The organism is Sanguibacter sp. TS_SC_8 (genome assembly GCF_055361235.1).
Window position 1 is genome coordinate 3,780,972 of record NZ_CM143955.1, and the last position, 16,523, is coordinate 3,797,494.

The 16,523-nt window shown below is 71.0% G+C and carries 21 protein-coding genes; 8 read left to right on the forward strand and 13 right to left on the reverse strand.

Annotation, left to right across the window (positions count from 1 at the left end; genetic code table 11):
- Window positions 1–159 precede the first annotated feature (159 nt).
- The 6 genes from ACWA15_RS16990 (at window position 160) to ACWA15_RS17015 (ending at window position 4,290) form a co-directional block, all read left to right on the forward strand.
- Window positions 160–792, forward strand: a complete 633-nt coding sequence (locus tag ACWA15_RS16990; protein ID WP_464056720.1) for a uracil-DNA glycosylase family protein — start codon at window positions 160–162, stop codon at window positions 790–792.
- Between the two features lie 100 nt (window positions 793–892).
- On the forward strand, window positions 893–1,711 hold the full coding sequence (locus ACWA15_RS16995) for an alpha/beta hydrolase (protein ID WP_464056722.1): 819 nt from the start codon (window positions 893–895) through the stop codon (window positions 1,709–1,711).
- 125 nt (window positions 1,712–1,836) lie between these two features.
- Window positions 1,837–2,397: an N-acetyltransferase family protein gene (locus tag ACWA15_RS17000; RefSeq protein ID WP_464056724.1), complete on the forward strand. Its 561-nt coding sequence runs from the start codon at window positions 1,837–1,839 to the stop codon at window positions 2,395–2,397.
- Between the two features lie 78 nt (window positions 2,398–2,475).
- Window positions 2,476–3,006, forward strand: coding sequence for a GNAT family N-acetyltransferase (locus tag ACWA15_RS17005; protein WP_464056726.1), 531 nt, complete (start codon window positions 2,476–2,478; stop codon window positions 3,004–3,006).
- A 104-nt stretch (window positions 3,007–3,110) separates the two neighbouring features.
- Complete coding sequence (locus ACWA15_RS17010; RefSeq protein ID WP_464056728.1) at window positions 3,111–3,587, forward strand: hypothetical protein; 477 nt, start codon at window positions 3,111–3,113, stop codon at window positions 3,585–3,587.
- A 109-nt stretch (window positions 3,588–3,696) separates the two neighbouring features.
- Entirely contained in the window at window positions 3,697–4,290 is a 594-nt protein-coding gene (locus ACWA15_RS17015; RefSeq protein ID WP_464056729.1) for a helix-turn-helix domain-containing protein, read from the forward strand.
- A 40-nt stretch (window positions 4,291–4,330) separates the two neighbouring features.
- Here ACWA15_RS17015 and ACWA15_RS17020 read toward each other — a convergent pair whose 3' ends face one another.
- The 3 genes from ACWA15_RS17020 to ACWA15_RS17030 form a co-directional block, all read right to left on the reverse strand.
- On the reverse strand, window positions 4,331–5,350 hold the full coding sequence (locus ACWA15_RS17020; protein ID WP_464056730.1) for a hemolysin family protein: 1,020 nt from the start codon (window positions 5,348–5,350) through the stop codon (window positions 4,331–4,333).
- The gene (locus ACWA15_RS17025) at window positions 5,347–6,738 is read right to left on the reverse strand and encodes a hemolysin family protein (RefSeq protein WP_464056732.1); all 1,392 of its coding nucleotides are present in this window, start codon (window positions 6,736–6,738) and stop codon (window positions 5,347–5,349) included. Before ACWA15_RS17025 ends, ACWA15_RS17020 begins: the two co-directional genes overlap by 4 nt.
- 408 nt (window positions 6,739–7,146) lie before the next feature.
- On the reverse strand, window positions 7,147–7,341 hold the full coding sequence (locus ACWA15_RS17030; RefSeq protein ID WP_464056734.1) for a zinc finger domain-containing protein: 195 nt from the start codon (window positions 7,339–7,341) through the stop codon (window positions 7,147–7,149).
- A 195-nt stretch (window positions 7,342–7,536) separates the two neighbouring features.
- Between ACWA15_RS17030 and ACWA15_RS17035 the strand changes: the two genes are divergently transcribed.
- A complete protein-coding gene (locus ACWA15_RS17035) occupies window positions 7,537–8,130 on the forward strand; it encodes a helix-turn-helix domain-containing protein (RefSeq protein ID WP_464056729.1) in 594 nt (197 codons plus the stop codon).
- Between the two features lie 13 nt (window positions 8,131–8,143).
- Here ACWA15_RS17035 and ACWA15_RS17040 read toward each other — a convergent pair whose 3' ends face one another.
- The 3 genes from ACWA15_RS17040 to ACWA15_RS17050 all read right to left on the reverse strand — a co-directional run bounded on the left by ACWA15_RS17040 (window position 8,144) and on the right by ACWA15_RS17050 (window position 11,012).
- Window positions 8,144–9,025: a protein-ADP-ribose hydrolase gene (locus tag ACWA15_RS17040; protein WP_464056736.1), complete on the reverse strand. Its 882-nt coding sequence runs from the start codon at window positions 9,023–9,025 to the stop codon at window positions 8,144–8,146.
- Window positions 9,026–9,068: 43 nt separating this feature from the next.
- On the reverse strand, window positions 9,069–10,055 hold the full coding sequence (locus tag ACWA15_RS17045) for an endonuclease/exonuclease/phosphatase family protein (RefSeq protein ID WP_464056738.1): 987 nt from the start codon (window positions 10,053–10,055) through the stop codon (window positions 9,069–9,071).
- A 90-nt stretch (window positions 10,056–10,145) separates the two neighbouring features.
- The gene (locus tag ACWA15_RS17050) at window positions 10,146–11,012 is read right to left on the reverse strand and encodes a class I SAM-dependent methyltransferase (RefSeq protein WP_464056740.1); all 867 of its coding nucleotides are present in this window, start codon (window positions 11,010–11,012) and stop codon (window positions 10,146–10,148) included.
- A gap of 77 nt (window positions 11,013–11,089) precedes the next feature.
- Here ACWA15_RS17050 and ACWA15_RS17055 point away from each other — a divergent pair, with 77 nt between their 5' ends.
- Window positions 11,090–11,653, forward strand: a complete 564-nt coding sequence (locus ACWA15_RS17055; RefSeq protein WP_464056742.1) for a helix-turn-helix domain-containing protein — start codon at window positions 11,090–11,092, stop codon at window positions 11,651–11,653.
- 8 nt (window positions 11,654–11,661) lie between these two features.
- Here the strand turns inward: ACWA15_RS17055 and ACWA15_RS17060 are convergent, their stop codons facing one another.
- Genes ACWA15_RS17060 through ACWA15_RS17090 form a run of 7 tightly spaced genes read right to left on the reverse strand, consistent with a single transcriptional unit; the run spans window position 11,662 to window position 16,332 of the window.
- On the reverse strand, window positions 11,662–12,261 hold the full coding sequence (locus tag ACWA15_RS17060; protein ID WP_464056743.1) for a YdcF family protein: 600 nt from the start codon (window positions 12,259–12,261) through the stop codon (window positions 11,662–11,664).
- A gap of 53 nt (window positions 12,262–12,314) precedes the next feature.
- Window positions 12,315–13,001, reverse strand: coding sequence for a DUF4166 domain-containing protein (locus ACWA15_RS17065; protein WP_464056745.1), 687 nt, complete (start codon window positions 12,999–13,001; stop codon window positions 12,315–12,317).
- Window positions 12,998–13,780 (reverse strand): hypothetical protein, encoded by a 783-nt coding sequence (locus tag ACWA15_RS17070; RefSeq protein WP_464056746.1) that lies wholly within the window; start codon window positions 13,778–13,780, stop codon window positions 12,998–13,000. Before ACWA15_RS17070 ends, ACWA15_RS17065 begins: the two co-directional genes overlap by 4 nt.
- 38 nt (window positions 13,781–13,818) lie before the next feature.
- Complete coding sequence (locus ACWA15_RS17075; protein ID WP_464056748.1) at window positions 13,819–14,865, reverse strand: hypothetical protein; 1,047 nt, start codon at window positions 14,863–14,865, stop codon at window positions 13,819–13,821.
- Between the two features lies 1 nt (window position 14,866).
- Entirely contained in the window at window positions 14,867–15,763 is an 897-nt protein-coding gene (locus ACWA15_RS17080) for a D-hexose-6-phosphate mutarotase (protein WP_464056750.1), read from the reverse strand.
- A 45-nt stretch (window positions 15,764–15,808) separates the two neighbouring features.
- Complete coding sequence (locus tag ACWA15_RS17085; RefSeq protein WP_464056751.1) at window positions 15,809–16,084, reverse strand: Txe/YoeB family addiction module toxin; 276 nt, start codon at window positions 16,082–16,084, stop codon at window positions 15,809–15,811.
- Window positions 16,081–16,332: a type II toxin-antitoxin system Phd/YefM family antitoxin gene (locus ACWA15_RS17090; RefSeq protein ID WP_464056753.1), complete on the reverse strand. Its 252-nt coding sequence runs from the start codon at window positions 16,330–16,332 to the stop codon at window positions 16,081–16,083. The genes ACWA15_RS17085 and ACWA15_RS17090 overlap by 4 nt, the downstream gene beginning before the upstream one ends.
- Window positions 16,333–16,523 lie beyond the last annotated feature (191 nt).

A 16,523-nucleotide genomic window follows, 5' to 3' on the forward strand; every position in this document is an offset into this window, starting at 1 on the left:
GGGGCCGGAGTATGACGTGCCGCTCACGTGGGTAGACGCTAGAGATGCGCTGTTTCGGTAACGTCCGGGTTGTGTTGCTCGGACATTTCCGATGGTCACGATCGGGTGTCGGGCTCGGCGGTGTTCTTCGCACGGAGCGCCCCTGAGTAGGCTCGAGGGATGACACGGAAGATGGGCGATGCGGAGTTCCGGGCGGCGCAGTGGGATGGGCGATATGCACCGCACGTGGCGGAGATCAACGGCCTGGTCGATGACCTGACGGCCCGCAGCAAGACGGGGCCGGCGGCCTACGTCGCCCCCCACCACGGTGGCTCGAAGGCGCGCCTGGTCTCGGTCATGTCCAACCCTGGGCCGCGCTCGAGCATCGAGGAGGGGTCCGGCTTCATCTCGTGCGAGAACGACGACGCGACGGCCGAGCGGATGTGCGAGCTGTACTCCGCGGCGGGAATCGACCAGTCCTTGACCGTCCTGTGGAACGCCCACCCGTGGACCGTGCAGGACGAGCTGCAGGGCACCGTCCTCTCCCCCGCCATGCGCGACGCCGGCGTCCGGCCCATGAAGCGGTTCCTGGACCTCCTGCCCGACGCGTCGATCGTCATCCTGCACGGCGGCGACGCCCAAGACACGTGGCGCCGCTTCGACAAGACCTACGGCCACTTCATCCTCGAGCAGGGCCTCAGCGTCCGGCGGACCTGGCTCACGAGCGACCGGGCGCTGGCCACCAACCGGGACCGTCGCCTGACCGAGCTCACCGAGACCTATGCGTGGGCGGCGCAGCGGCTGGGCGTCTAGCCTGCCCCCTGGACACGACCTGCCGTCCGACGTCGCGCTGTCGCAGCGCTCCCCTGGAGCACTGCGACAGCGCGAACCCGATCGATCACAAGGAGCATCCGTGCAGCGTCTTGACCCCATCGTCCTGGGCTTCCCCGACCTCACCGATGCCACGATCATGCGCGCCGACGAGGGGGATCCGGCCGGGCAGGATCGGATGCTGCGCAACGTCACCATCCCCACTCTCACCCCCTTCCTCCCCGACCCTGCGACCCGGACCGGGGTCAGCGTGGTCGTCGTGCCCGGCGGCGCTCTGCACTTCCTCGCCGTGGACAACGAGGGCATGAACGTGGCGCAGCGCCTTGCCGAGCAGGGGATCGCAGCCTTTGTACTTCAGTACCGACTCGTCCCCACGCCTGTGGAGGAGAGCGCAGTCGAGGAGCTGATGAGTCACATATTCTCCGACCATGCCATCCTCGCGGAGATCTCGGAGGGACGCCGCAAGCCAGCCCGCGACGACGGCGCCGCGGCGCTGGCGACCGTGCGCGAGAACGCCGGCGCGTGGGGCCTCAACCCGGACAAGGTCGGCATGGTCGGCTTCTCGGCCGGGGGCTTTGTCGCCCTCGCCACGACGCTCGACGGGGCCGACGGGGACCGTCCGTCCTTCGTCGCACCCGTGTACCCGGCGTGGTGGGGCGAGGTTGTGGTCCCTGCCCCTGCTCCCCCGATGTTCCTCGCGTGGGCCACCGATGACGGGCTCGGCGACACGATCATCGACTCCGCGATGCGCCTCTACGACGCCTGGCGCCAAGCCGGGGCACCGGTCGAGGCGCACGCCTACTCCCGCGGCGGGCACGGTTTCGGTGCGCGTCCACAGGGGGCGCCGTCGGACGACTGGCTCGCGGCGTTCGTCCGGTGGATCTCGGCATCGGGCTTCTAGCGAGAGCTGTAACCGTGGGCGCCTCGTCGACCGTAGTGCCCGCCGGCGTCGGCGGTGCCTGACGCCCACATCGCGGCCGACGGAGGGCGCGGCGATGAACTCTGGAGGCGCGCTAGCCTCAATGCGTGCCTCACGACGAACACCTGCCTTCCGGCCCCCGCGCGCTCGCCTTCCGCCCCGCGACACCCGCCGACCTCCCTGACCTCCTTGCTCTTGTGAACGTCGCCTACCGCTTGGACGAGAGCCGTGACGGATGGACCACGGAGACGGACCTCGTCGGCGGCCCGCGCGCCGACGAGACGATGCTCCTCAAGGACATCGAGCGCACAGGCAGCCGGATCATCCTCGCCTCGCGGGACGGAGAGCTCGTCGGCTGCGCGCACGTCACCCAGATCTCGGCGAGCGCCGCGTACTTCGGGCTCTTCGCGGTGCGACCGAGCGAGCAGGGCACCGGCGTGGGACGTCAGCTCCTCGCCGAGGCTGAGTGCGTCGCCCGCGAGGAGTGGCAGCTGGCAACCCTCGAGATGACGGTTCTCGACGTCCGCACCGAGCTGCTCGCCTACTACGGGCGCCGCGGCTTCCAGCCGACCGGAGACTTCAAGCCCTTCCCTCCTCCGGGCGTCGACGGCATCATCGTGCTGCACGAAGGGCTCCAGCTCGTCGTCCTTCGCAAGGACCTCGCCTGACCCTTCGAGGTCCCGGGAGACCGAGATCACGCAGTCTCGACCACGGCTGTAGGGGTGCGCGCCCCGTACGATCCACAGGTGAATGCGCTCTCTTTCCGTCCCGCGACCGTCTCCGACATCCCCGCCGTCGTGGCGCTGGTGACCTCGGCCTACCGCGGCGAGGCGAGCAAGGTGGGCTGGACCACCGAGGCGAACCTCATCGGCGGTCAGCGCCTCGACGCGGACATGCTCCGTCCCGAGATCGAGCGTCCCGACAGCCTCGTCCTGTTGGCGATGCACGACGACGAGCTCGTGGCCTGCACGCACGTCTCCTCCGCGCGCCCCGGCACGGCCAACGTCGGACTCTTCGCGGTGCGCCCTGGGCTGCAGGGTGGTGGCCTCGGCAAGCAGGTCCTCGCCGAGGCCGAACGGGTGGCCCGCCAGGAATGGGACGTGAGAGAGCTCGAGCTCACGGTCATCGACATCCGCACCGAGCTGGTCGCCTTCTACGAACGACGCGGGTTCGTGCGCACCGGGGAGCACAAGCAGCTCTCCTACGGCGACGAGCGGTTCGGTACCCCGCGGGTGCCGGATCTGCGCATGGAGGTCATGCGCAAGGCGCTGTCCTGACCGCTCAACACACGCTTCTCGACTGCCTCCACAGTCCAGAAACCCCTCACATCGGACGGACTGTGTAGTCTCTGGACACACACGGTCAAGACGGGGGTATGCACATGCGTGAACATCGGGCAGCCGGAGTAGCGGCGCTGATCCTTGCGGGGCTCGTCCTGACTGGCTGTGGCGCCAACGCCGAGCCTGCCGCCACGTCGTCAGCGGAGACGACCCAGGCCGAGGCCCCCGAGGACGACGTGGCGCTGGACGCCGCCGCATGCGAGGCCGTGTCCGAGGTGATGACGATCGTGGAGAACGCTGACATCGCCCTGAGCGAAGGTCGCATGGCCGCCCAGGAGCAGCAGGGCTGGTACGAGGTCGCGACACGCACGCTCGACCGCATCCCCTCGAGCGGCGACGGCGTCGTCAGCCAGGTTGTCGCCGACCTGAAGGCGGCCGCCCCTGCGGTCGCGGCGGGAGCGTGGGCCGAGCCCATCGACTTCGGATCAGCCGCCTGGCGCAGCGCCCTCGCCCCCCTCGCCGACCCCTGCATGGCAGCGGGCGCTGAACTGACCATCCAAGTGTTCACCGGCGGCTGAGGTCACTGACCCACTGTGTCACCAACCGAGCCCTTGCTATGTGACAAGCGTTGCGCCATGATGGTCTTGCTGACCTGACATCGACGTCAGGCGCTCAGGAGGGATCGTCATGACCGCTCACCACACCGTCCGCGTCGAGCTCGACACCCGCGACCACATCGACACCCAGCTCACCACCGCGCTGTCCGCCTACCACCCGACCCTCAGCCGCGGCCCCCGCGGACACGTCGTCGTGGCGATCACCCTGCCGGCCGACACGGTGGCCCAGGCGGTGCAGACCGCCGTCGCCGTCGTCGCCCAGGCGACCACCGCTCCCGTCCTCGCCATCGAGGCGCTGCCCACGGACGAGTCCGCCAAGCGGGCCGGACTGACGCCAGTCCCACCCTTGCTGTCCGTCTCCGAGGCGGCCGCCCAGCTCGGCGTCAGCCGCCAGGCTGTGCTCCAACGCATCGACACCGGGTCGCTGCCGGCCGTCCGCATCGGGTCGACGTGGGCGGTCCCCCAGTCCGGCCTGGACCAGGCCGCCCAGCCCCCGTCCCCGGGCCGACGGCGCGCGAGCCTCGCCGACATCGCCGCGACCTGGGAGGGCGAAGGCCGCTGGCCCAAGGACACGAGCGCTCCCGGGGACGGCCCGGGCGTACTGCCGTCCTCGGCCCCGCTGCCGCTACCGCTCGGGGCGAACGTCCCCCTCAGCCCGATGTGACCGGGCGCGCCTTAGGGGACGACAGCGCGATAGTCCTCTTCTACCCGTGCGTCTCGGCCGAGACCGGAAGGACCCGTCGCACCACGTCGGTGAGCGTCACGACCCCCTTGTACCGTCCGTCCTCCTCCACGACCGCGAGCTGGACGCTCTTCTCACGCATCTGGCGCAGCAGCTCGTAGGCCGGCGTCGTCACGTCGACCGCGAGGGTCGCCCGCGCGTACGGAGCGGCGGGAGCGCCGCGGTCGGCGAGCAGAGTGTCCCGGGCGTGCACCACCCCGGACATGCGCCCCGCAGCGTCCGTCACAAGGATGCGCAGGTGGCCGGACCGAAGCGCCTCTGCCTGCACGTCCCCGACGGTGGCGTCGGGCGACACGGCGGTGGGATCGAGGTCGGGGGCTGTCACCTCGCCGACCGTGAGGGTCTGCAGCCCGATCACCTCGGTGATCTGGGTGCGGAGCCCCGGCTCGAGGACCCCCACCTGGGTGGAGTACTCGACGAGGTGCCGGATCGTCTCGGCATCCCGGCCGCCGACGGCCGCGCTCTCGACCGGCTCTACCCCCACGCGGGCGACCAGGATGTTGGCGATGTGGTTGACCCACGACAAGAAGGGTCGGAAGGGCCAGACGAAGACGCGTGACGGGATGCCGATCATCATGGCGGCGCGCTCCGGGTGCGCGATCGCCCACGACTTGGGCGCCATCTCACCGATCACTAGGTGGAGGAAGGTGACGAACAGCAGCGACAGCGCGAACGCCGCGCTCCCGGCGAGCCAGACGGGCACACCCCACGACTCGAAGACGGGCCCGAGCCACGCGTCCACCGCCGGCTTGGTGATGGCGCCGAGCGCGAACGTGCAGACCGTGATGCCCAGTTGCGCCCCGGCGAGCATGATCGTCAGCTCGTTCATCCCCCGCAGCGCTGCCCGGGCGGAGCGGCTCTGCGACGCCTGGGTCTCCAGCCGGTGCCGGCGCGCCCCGAGCAGGGCGAACTCGATGACGACGAAGAATGCGCTGAGCACGATCAGCGCGGTGGTCACGAGCGTGACGCTCCAGGCGCTCATCGGTCGACCTCCGCGTCAGGCACGGCGGTGCCGTCCGGGGGCCTCTCGTGCAGGCGGACCCGGAGCTCGCTGGGCACGTGGCGGGCGATCTGGGTCACCTCGACCTCGAGCGACCTGCGCGGCAGCACGTCCTCGACGAGGTCCGAGCCGTCGACGAGCAGCTCGATCCACAGTGTGTCGCCCAGCTCGGGGAGCTGGCCGCCCTCGGCGATGAGGAGGCCGGCGAGCGTCTCGTAGTCGCCTCGAGGCAGGTCGCGGCCGATGGTCCGTTCGACCTCGTCGACGTGCATGTCGCCGTCCATGACCCACACCCCGGCTGCGTCGCGCTCCGCGCCCGCCAGCGCTTCCGGCGCGTGCTCGTCGGTGATCTCGCCGACGAGCTCTTCGGCCAGGTCCTCGATCGTCACGACACCGGTGAATCCGCCGTACTCGTCGATGACGCACGCGAGCTCGTTGCGCGTGCGCGTCAGGTGACGCAGGGCGTCGGGCAGCGGCATGAGGGTCGGCACGACGAGGGGCTCACGCATGATCTCGGTCACGAGGCGCTGGTCGTCCGGCTCGGCCGCCAGCACCTCGGCGAGGTGCACGACGCCGACGGGCTCCTCCCTCTCACCGAGCACGGGGTAGCGCGTGTGGGCGTGGGCCATGCGCACACGTACCTCGGCGATCGTCGTTCCGGCGGAGACGACGTCGACCTGGATGCGCGGGATCATCGCGTGCTCGACGTCCCGGGCCGGGAAGTCGAGCACGCGGTCCAGCAGCAGGGACAGGTCCTCGGGGAGGTCGCCGCTCGCCCGGGAATCCTCGATGATGCTCTCGAGGTCCTTGGCCGTCGCGCTGCTGTCGACGTCGTGGACGGGCTCGACGCGGATCACGCGGAGCGCGGCGTTCGAGGACTTGTCGAACAGCGCGATGAGCCACCCGAAGACCGCGAGGTAGAGGAGCGTCGAGCGCGCGAGCCCGCGAGCGAGGGGGGCGGGGTTCGCGATCGCGAGATTCTTGGGGAATAGCTCGCCAAAGATCATCTGCACGACGGTCGCGAGGACCAGCGCGGACAGCGTGCCGATCGTGACGCCCACCGCGACGGAGACGCCGGCGCCGCTCAGCAGCTCGCCCAGTGCCTCGCCGATGAACGGCTCGGCGACGAACCCGACCATGAGCCCGGTGACCGTGATGCCGAGCTGCGCGCCCGAGAGCATGAAGGAAGTGCGGCGTGTGACCTTGAGCGCCCGCTGGGCAGAGACGTCACCCTTCTCGGCTCGGGCCCGCAGAGACGCGCGGTCCACGGACATGTACGCGAACTCCTGCGCGACGAAGTACCCGTTCGCCGCGATGATGAGGGCCGTCAGGACGAGACCAGCCAGCAGCAGCAGCAGTGCGGTGATCATCAGGTGATCACCGCACGGGGTTGCGCGCACGGGTGGGCGTCGAGATCAGACGGTCCGTCCGGACGATGGGTCCAGTTCGGCTTCCGGCAAGGACTCTGGCTCGGATGATGACCGGGGTCGTCTGTCGGCGACCCTACGGTCTGGGTGGTGTGCACTGGGTGCTCAACGCCTCCGGGATAGGGAACATCTCCAGGATATACGCCGGGTGCACCTCCGGCAGGAGGAACGGCAGTCGGCGCCCGGCCCCCAGCGTTGAGCCCCAACGTTCTCAGACGGGCGGGAGCCGCCCTTACATGAGGGCGATCTGGGCCGTCTGGGTGGCGATGAAGGCGTACTCCAGCATCGCGGTCCTTCTTCCTCATCTGCCTCGCTGCCGCAGCCCGTCGGCCGCCTCCGGAGGCTCCTGCCCTAGGCGTTCGCCTGGTGCTCGAACGGCTCGCCGGCGAGTGTCTGGAGGTAGGCAGCGGTGCGACGTTGGTGTGCGCTTCGGGGCAGTCGTTCGACGGTGTGGCACAGCGCCCCCGCGGGGGCAGTGCAGCGGGGGCACTCGATAGCAAGGGCGGGGTCGTTCCGGTCAGGCTCGCGGTCCTTGTCGGAGTCCATGGGACCATCGTGCCCGTCGCGGCGTGATCGGGCTAGGCCAAAGGCCACTGGTTAGGGTCTGCACCGCGTGCTCGGGGGTGCGCGTCGGCGCCCAATCCACTGGGTCACCGGCGGAGCCCTTGCTATGTGACAAGCGTTGCGCCATGATGGTCTTGCTGACCTGACATCGACGTCAGGCGCTCAGGAGGGATCGTCATGACCGCTCACCACACCGTCCGCGTCGAGCTCGACACCCGCGACCACATCGACACCCAGCTCACCACCGCGCTGTCCGCCTACCACCCGACCCTCAGCCGCGGCCCCCGCGGACACGTCGTCGTGGCGATCACCCTGCCGGCCGACACGGTGGCCCAGGCGGTGCAGACCGCCGTCGCCGTCGTCGCCCAGGCGACCACCGCTCCCGTCCTCGCCATCGAGGCGCTGCCCACGGACGAGTCCGCCAAGCGGGCCGGACTGACGCCAGTCCCACCCTTGCTGTCCGTCTCCGAGGCGGCCGCCCAGCTCGGCGTCAGCCGCCAGGCTGTGCTCCAACGCATCGACACCGGGTCGCTGCCGGCCGTCCGCATCGGGTCGACGTGGGCGGTCCCCCAGTCCGGCCTGGACCAGGCCGCCCAGCCCCCGTCCCCGGGCCGACGGCGCGCGAGCCTCGCCGACATCGCCGCGACCTGGGAGGGCGAAGGCCGCTGGCCCAAGGACACGAGCGCTCCCGGGGACGGCCCGGGCGTACTGCCGTCCTCGGCCCCGCTGCCGCTACCGCTCGGGGCGAACGTCCCCCTCAGCCCGATGTGACCTGACGGGCCTGTCAGGCTTCGCCGCGCTCCGCGAGCACCTCGCGGTAGGCACTGGTGTCCCGGTCGCTGAACGTGTCGATGACAACACGCATCCCCACGTCGGGATTCGCCGCAAGCCACTCCTCGATAGCCGTCAGGGCAACCCGCGCGGCGTCGAGGACCGGGTACCCGAACACCCCGGTCGAGATGGAGCAGAACGCGATGGACCGGTCCCCGGCGCGGCGGGCGACCTCGAGGGACGCCTGGTAGCAGGAGGCCAGCAGCGCTGCCTGCTCGGGGGTGGGCTCGGCGTCGTCGACGGTCGGACCGACCGTGTGCACCACGTGCCGGGCGGGCAGGTGGTAGCCGCCGGTGAGCTGCGCGCTGCCGGTTGGTTCCGGGTGGCTCTGGGCGATCATCACCTCGTTGCACTCCGCGCGCAGGCCCGGGCCGGCGGCGGTGTGGATGGCGTTGTCGATGCACCGGTGGCCGGGGATGAAGCAGCCGAGCAGCTGGGCGTTCGCGCCGTTGACGATCGCATCGACCCGCAGGGTGGTGATGTCCCCCTGCCACAGGACGACCTGCCCGAGCGGGCCGGTGACGCCGGACTCGGCGAGGGTGGGCAGGGAGGCGGCGTCGACCACGGGCCGGGCGGCGGCCTCCGCGGCGAGGAGCGTGTCGAGGGCGGTCTGGACCGCCGCGGGGATAGGCAGCGGGGCGCGTACGGTGAGCAGCGCGGTCAGGAGGGCGCGCTGCTGCGCCGGGCTGGCGCCGGCCTCGGCGTCGGGCAGCTGGCCGGCCTCGGCGTCGAAGTACTCGACGAGCTCGGTGACGAGCGCAGCGGTGTCGGGGTCGCGCTGGTCGCGCGCGGGCTCGGTCACGGGGAGCTCCTCGGGGGTCTGGGCGCGGGGCACGCGGGGTGTGTCGAGCCGGTCTTCGAGCCTAACCCGCGTGCCGCTACCCCTCGCCCGGTCCGCGCACCGCGACCTGCACCAGCAGGGCGCGGTGGTCCGTGCCGTCGATCTGGATCGACTCGACGTCCCCGACGGCCATGCCCTGGTCGACCACGACGTGGTCGAGGTCAGCGAGCGGCGGGATCCAGCCGACGACAGGCCAGCTGAGGTTCAGCCCGTCCCCAGCCGCACGGGTCGCATCCACGAACCGCTCACCGAGCAGCGCCCGGAACGTGCCGTGGTCGTAGGTCGCATTGAAGTCCCCGAGCAGGATCTGAGGCATCGGGTCGGCGTGGGCCTGGTCGGCCAGCCCATCGAGCTCGTCCGCCCAGAGCGTGACGTTGCCCGGCAGGGGCGGGTAGGGGTGGATGGCGCGCACCCGGACGGCGTGCCCACCGGTCTGGATGACGCCGGACGGCATCGCGAAGGTCGAGCCCTCGCCGGCGTCCGGTTCGGTGAGCGCGGTCGCGCTCCACAGTCCGCTGCCACCCGCGCCCGGGCGGGCGGCGTCGACGGTGTAGGGCAGCAGGTCGCCGAGACCGGCCTCGTCGAGCCGGTCCACCAGCGCGGGGGTGAGCTCGACGACGGCGAGGACGTCCACCTCGCGGGTGCGCACCAGGTCGACGATCTGGTCGGCGTCCGCCTGGCCGTAGAGCGCGTTGACGGCGAGCACGACGACCGGGTCGTCGTCGGCGGTCGCGCGGTCACCGCCGACGAAGAACGGCACCAGCCACGCCACGTGCAGCGCCACGACCACGCCCAGCACGCCCGCGACCACCCAGGTGCGCAGCACGAGAGCCGTGATCAGCAGGAGGACGGCCACGAGGCCGACCCACGGCGTGAGGGACAGGAGCTGCGCCACGGGGGTGACCCGGTCATAGGCGACGAGCCGCATGAGGGTGACCGCTGCGACGCCGGCCGCCGGGACAGCGAGCAGCAGAGTAGCGGTCCGGGGCCGCCGGGCAACACGGGTGCTCGACTCAGCGGTCATCGGTCCATCGTGGCTGACCACAGCCTCAGGCGCACGACGCCGGGCCGGGGCGCACAGGATCAGTCGCGGATCTGCACCGCGCGTCCCCGGTCAGGGCCGGCGGGCGATCCACGCGGTGCGGGCACCTCGCAGGCGGAGGTCGGTGCGCCGGCGGAGCCCGTCCGGGCCGTCGCCGAGGAGCGTCGTCACGAGGGCCTGGTCGGTGTCGTCGAGACGCGCCGTGGCTGCCTGCGCGATCCGGGCGAGGTTGAGGGTCGCGTACTCCCCCACCGGACCGTGCCCGTCTGCGGGCTCGTCGATCGTGAAGGTGCGCCGGACCTCCAGGGTGAACCCGGCTCGGGCCAGGGGGCCGGTCCAGTCCGGGTGGTAGGCGTTCCCGTGGTTGAGGTCGGCGAAGGCGGCAAACAGGCGGTCCTCGAAGTCTGCGAGCTTGAGCGGCAGTGTCCGGGGCGGGCTGTCCATCTCGACCACGGCCAGCAGGCCACCGGGGCGCAGCAGCGCGCGGAGGTTGGCAAAGGCCCGGTCCGGGTCGCCGACCTCGTGCAGCGAGGCCGAGGCCCAGACGAGGTCGAAGGTTCCCAGGCGCGTGACATCCGCGGCGATGTCGGCCAGCTCGGTCGAGACCCGATCGCCCAGGCCGCTGGTCTCGGCGAGGGCCCGAGTGCGCTCGAGCATGTCCGCGGAGACGTCGGCCGCGACGATGGTCGCGGCAGGGAAGCGCTGCGCGAGGGCGACGGTCCCGGCTCCGGGGCCGGGACCGACGTCGAGGACCCGCTGCACGGCGGTGTCGGTGGTGAGGCTCTGGAGCCAGGTCGTCACCGTCGTCAGGTAGTCCTGGTGGACGATCGCGTCGAGCGCGAGCAGGGGTGCGAGGGCTGCGTCATGGGCGTGGGGGTGCGGGTGCCCGCCGTGGACGGGTGTGTCGTGGGCGTCATGGGCGTCGTGGTGTGAGGGCATGCCTCCAACCTAGCCCCGCCATGCGGCTAAGGCATACACTCTTGCCTATGACGCAAGAACCGGATGGAGAAGCGGATATGGATGTCGACGTCGACGCCCTCGTGCGACAGCGGATCCGGGCCCTCCGGCTCGCGCGCGGGTGGTCCTTGGACAACCTCGCGGCGCGCAGCTTCCTCAGCCCGTCCAACCTCAGCCGGATCGAGACGGGCGGCCGGCGGATCGCGCTCGACCAGCTGGTCCCCCTCGCCCGCGCACTCGGCACGACCCTCGACCAGCTCGTGGAGTCCCCCCACGACGACGACGTGGTCATCCGCCCCGAGCGCGACGATCGCCGCGGCATGACTGTCTGGACCCTCGCCCGGGAACGCAACCCCTTCGACGTGACCGTCGCGAAGATGCGGATCACCGCCCCAGCCCCACCCCTGGACCAGCTCGCGGTGCACCCCGGCCGGGACTGGTTCATGGTGCTGTCCGGGACCGCCGAGCTCCGTCTCGGTGAGCGCATCATCCTCGTCGAGGCGGGGAACGCCGCCGAGTTCTCGACCATGGTCCCGCATGCCATCGGCGCCCACGGCGGCCCGGTCGAGGTGCTCTCGATGCTCACCCAGGACGCCCAGCGAGCTCACCTGCAGGACGACTAGCGCACGTGTCACCCAGGGCGGAGGGTACCGAGATTCTTCAGTCCGACGACGGCTGCGAGCGGCTTGATCAGTGCGATCTCACCGAATCGGTGGTCCTGTGCTCGGACGAGGCGTCGAGCCAGGTCTGGGCGCTGCTTCCACAGGTACGCGCGGCCCTTCTCCGCATGCAGCGAGTTGGACACGATCTTGATCGTGTCCACGTCCTCCAGCAGCGGGATCGCATTCTGAATGTTCTCCCAGGTGGTGGAGCTGTCTGGATCCAGGCGAATCGGCCCCGCGTACCCGCACCGCTCCCGGGCATAGCGCGCCATGAGCTCCGCTTCGGGGACGACGCTCGCAACTCCGCCGCCACACAGCACGAGCACGCTCTCCGTCGCTGCGGAATCCTGTGAGCGAAGCGCAGCGCGCACCCGATAGCGGTTGACATAGTTGGCACGCCTGCCACGATTCCTGAAGCCCAGGACGACGACCGCCTCCGAAGCACCCAGGGGCCCCGCCACACCAAGTCGACGCCCGGCGGCCCGCCAGTGCTCGATCTCCGCCCAGGCTCCGATGCCAGCAAGCGCCCCGAGGAGGAGGAGGAGGAGGAGGGCGGGATGACGGCGCATGCCGCGAGTGTACGAAGGAACGACGCGACCCGCTCCGTCGTGCCCAGCCCCGCTCAGCCCCGTGCCTCCTCGCGGAGCGGCTTGACCGACGCCGGGATCGCAGCCGGCTCGATCGCCGAGAACTCGCAGGTGAACGACCCGCGGTACCCGAACACCGGCCCGATCAGGGGGTTGGTGACGGTGAGGTCGATCCGGTAGACGCCGGCGTCGTCGTCGAAGTACTCGTGGAGCTCGGCCGTCCCGCTCGCGACCATCGGAAAAGGAAACCCCACCCGGCCCTCGTAGAACCGCTGTGCGCCCGACCGCAGCACGAGGCCACCCTGATCGTCGACGGACAGGTCGAGGTCCACCGCGAGGTGCTGGTGCGTGCCGAGGTAGTCGAGCACCCGGCCCGCGGGACGGTCGTAGACCATCGTCGCGTCGAAGCGGCTGCGCCGGTTGCCCGGGAACTCGAAGGTCCGCACGAAGGTCGTCGTGTCCCGGCCGAGGGAGTCCACGTAGCAGTAGTTCTCGATCGTGAACGGCACCCTCTTCCCGACCCGGGGCACCAGGATGTTGCGCCACGCGCCGAACCACAAGAACGGGACGGTGACCGCGGCTCCGCGCCACACCTCGTCCATCACCCCACGGCCCACGCACGCGTTCTCCCCGCCGGGGGTGAGCCCGAACCTCCGCTGCATCTGCGGGTGCAGCCGCGACAGGTCGCTGCCGAGCGCCTGGGCGAAGACGGAGTCGGTCATGGGCGGGGAGCCTTCCGGTGGGTGGGTTTCGCGGCGTCCGACGACGTGGCGAGCGGCCTGGTCTGACCGGCGGCGGCGAGCGCCGCCTCGTCGACCCGCTCAGAGATGACCGGTGGTGCGTCCGAGCCACCACGAGGTGGTCGACGCAGGCAGCGTCGTGCCCGCGGGAGGCGCAGGGGCGCGGGGAGCAGCAGCGTCAGGGCCGTGACGGCGACCGAGACCGGGGCGTCGAGCGCGACGAGCGCCGTCACCACCACGCCGGCGCGGACCGTGTGCGCGGCGAGCGTCCGCCGGAGCGAGGTCCGCGGGCTGATGCCGTGCTCCAGCCACAGCCGCAACCGGTCGAAGCTCCACGCGGTCATCCACCCGATGACGGGCCGCACGAGCACCCGGTCCAGCGCGGCGCCCTGCCACCCGGGCACGTAGTCGTAGCCGGTGAAGAAGCGCACCGCGTCGCCGTCGGGCACGTAGCGCCAGAAGCCGTGGCCGGAGGCGATCGGCGAGAGCCGGGAGTCCGCGCGGAAGCGCAGCGCGGACGTGCACGACCCGTCCGGGCGGTGGCGCTCACCGAGCGAGATGCCGACGCCGGTCAGCGCGGCCCCCGGGACGGTCCGGTTCTCGTACCGAAACCGCTGCGGCTCCCCCGCCGGGGAGGCCATCAGCGTGATCGAGGAGAAGCGCAGGTCCCACGAGGCGTGGGCCACCGGATCCTGGGTGGCTTCCCAGAGCGCGGGCAGGGAGGCGCGGATCCGCGCCTCCACGTAGATCCGCTGCCGCATGCCGTGAGCGTATCGCCCCCGGACTGCGGCGACCAGGGTCACGCCACGGGCCGGGCCAGCCCGGTCAGCGCGGCCACCGCCCCCTTCGTCAGGTCCTTCCTCCCCAGCAGGATCGCCTGCGCGATCTGCTGCGTGAGCAGGTCCGCGCGCGCAGCGGGCGCGGTGGTGGCCAGCAGGTCGGGGGCGATGACGTGCTCGGTGCCAAACACGCCGTCGGTGCACCAGTGGTTCGGGTCGTTGACGTCCTCGGGCTCGGTGTCGTCGGTGTCGTCGTCGTTGAGCTCAACCCGGACGGTGAAGATCTGCGTCTTCCCGATGTCGGGCGGGTTCCCCGCTCCGAGGGTCTCCATGATGCGGGCGGTCGCTTCCAGCCGGGGCAGCATCCACTCGTCGAGGGTCAGCGTGCGCTCGTCCATCGCCTCGTCGGGGGACCCGAAGTCCGTCCACACCTGCAACCACACCGCGTCCGGGTCGAAGTGGTCGAAGGGATAGTCCTCGCGGTCGTACATCCGGTTGGACGCGCGGACGTCCGGCCAGCTGCTCAGGGACTTCGGGTGGAGGTGCGACCGGCTCTCCGCCAAGGTCCAGTCGAGCCAGCTGGACGGGCTCGCGGCCCCCTTCTCGACGAGGACGTCGCGCAGGACCGTGCCGAGGAGCAGCCCGTCGACCCCGGTCCGCAGGTCCACCGGCTCGTCCGAGACGATCCGCGCCGTGAGGTCGGGGGCACTCCCGGAGTCATAGCGGTTCAGGGCCTGGGGGTCGCGGCTCACCGTCTCGAGGACATCGGGACCGGCGGCGATCACCGCCTCCATGGCGCGGACGAACCGGCGGCGCCCGAAGGTCTGCTCCGCACCCACCCACGGGTCGCGGGCGAGGTGCCGTGCGTGCTCTTGGGTGTCGAGGAGGCGGATCGCCTTCCCGTACTGCTTCTCCGCCCGCAGCAGCTTCTCGGCCGGCATCGCCTCCGCCGTCGCCCGCAGGTACCCCAGGTGCAGGGCGGAGGTCCGCCCGCTGAGCCGGTCGACCAGCTCCCACAGCTCGGTCCAGGACTGCGGGCCTGAGCCTTTGAAGAGTCCGAAGGCCATCTCAGCGCACCCCGTAGGTGACGCTCAGGGTGTGCGACTGACCCGCCTCGAGGGTGACGGCGTCGTCGAGCACATTGGCCGTCTCGACGCACACCATGGTGGCCCACTCGTCGTCGCCGAAGTCGGCCATCACGGCGGCCTTGTCCACCCAGGGGTTCCAGACCACCGTGTCCGCCCCGCAGGCGGGGGTGATGGTGAGGTCTCGGGAGCCAGGGTCGTGGAGGGTCAGCGGCTTGCCCGCGAGGTACACCCGGTCCGTCTCTCCCGTGAAGGTCACTGGCCCCTGCTGCAGCACCGTTCCTGGGTTGCCGACCGCCGTCTTGTCCAGGTACCGGGCGCCGTCCAGCCCGTCGACCGTGGCCGCTCTGGCGTCGGTGACGGCCAGGTAGGTGTGCAGCGCCTCCTCGAAGGAGAAGGGCTCATCGTCAGCGTTACGGACGGTGAGCGCGAGCGTGAGCTCCGCGCCGAAGGTCACCGTGTAGCGGGCCTCGAAGCGGTAGGGCCAGTGCTCCGCGCCCGGGGCACTGGCGACGTCGTCGTGGGTGAGGGTGAAGGTCAGGGTCACCGTGCCGGCGTCGTCGCCGGCGCCGGTCAGGTGCCACGGCGTGGTGCGGGCGAAGCCGTGCGCCGGCGCGAGGCCGGGTGTGCGGCCCGCCCCGAACCAGGGGAAGCAGATCGGCACGCCGCCGCGGATGGGCGCGCCCGGGCGGAACTGAGCGTCGCCGCTGAGCCAGATGACCGGGTCGGCGCCGTCGGGCTGCCAGGACGTCACGTGCGCGCCGTGCAGGTACACCTCGCCGGAGGCGACCGCGGTCGAGACACGCAGCACCGGCAGGCCTCCCTCGCCGTCGGTGAGCGTCACGGAGGGCGGGAGGACAAGGACAGGAGGTGTGGTCACCACCAGACGCTACAGCCGTCGGCCCGGATCGGGGGTGCCGGTCGGTCAGCTGCTGTAGTGGAACCGGCATGCCGCGACGCGAACCTCGTCGCCGACGACCTTGTAGATCAGTCGGTGCTCGTCGCTGATACGCCGGGACCAGTACCCGTGCAGTCCGTGCTTGAGCGCTTCCGGCTTGCCGATCCCTTCGTGCGGGGTGCCCTGACCTGCTCCGCGGGCGACGTCTCTGAGCAGCTCGTTGATGCGCCTGAGCATCCGGCGGTCCTGAACCTGCCAGTACAGGTAGTCGTCCCAGGCGTCCTGGTCCCAGACGTCCTTCACTCGGCGAGCTCGCGCTCGGTTCCCCGCCCCGCCTCCAGGCGCTCGATCGATGCGAGCAGCCGGCGGGCGTTGGCCGGGTTCTGCAGCAGGTAGGCAGTCTCTTTCAGCGACTCGTAGTCGGCCAGCGACACGATGACGACCGGATCGTGCCCGGCACGGGTGATGACGACCTCTTCGCGGTCGTTGACCACCGCGTCCAGCGTCTCGGCATAGCGAGCACGGGACTGGGAGTAGGTCATGGTCTTCATCGCGGAACCTCCAAGGTTGTACAAGAAACTGTACGTCTTGGGTTCCGTCACCACAACCTTCGACCCCTGCGACGTGGTCGTGGGCGACGGTGAGGGGTGCGGACATCCGGTGTCGCCACGAGTGATGCACGCGAGCGGTGGCGCTGGAGGTCGAGCCGGGCTCGACCTCCAGCGCCACCGCGCTCTCAGAG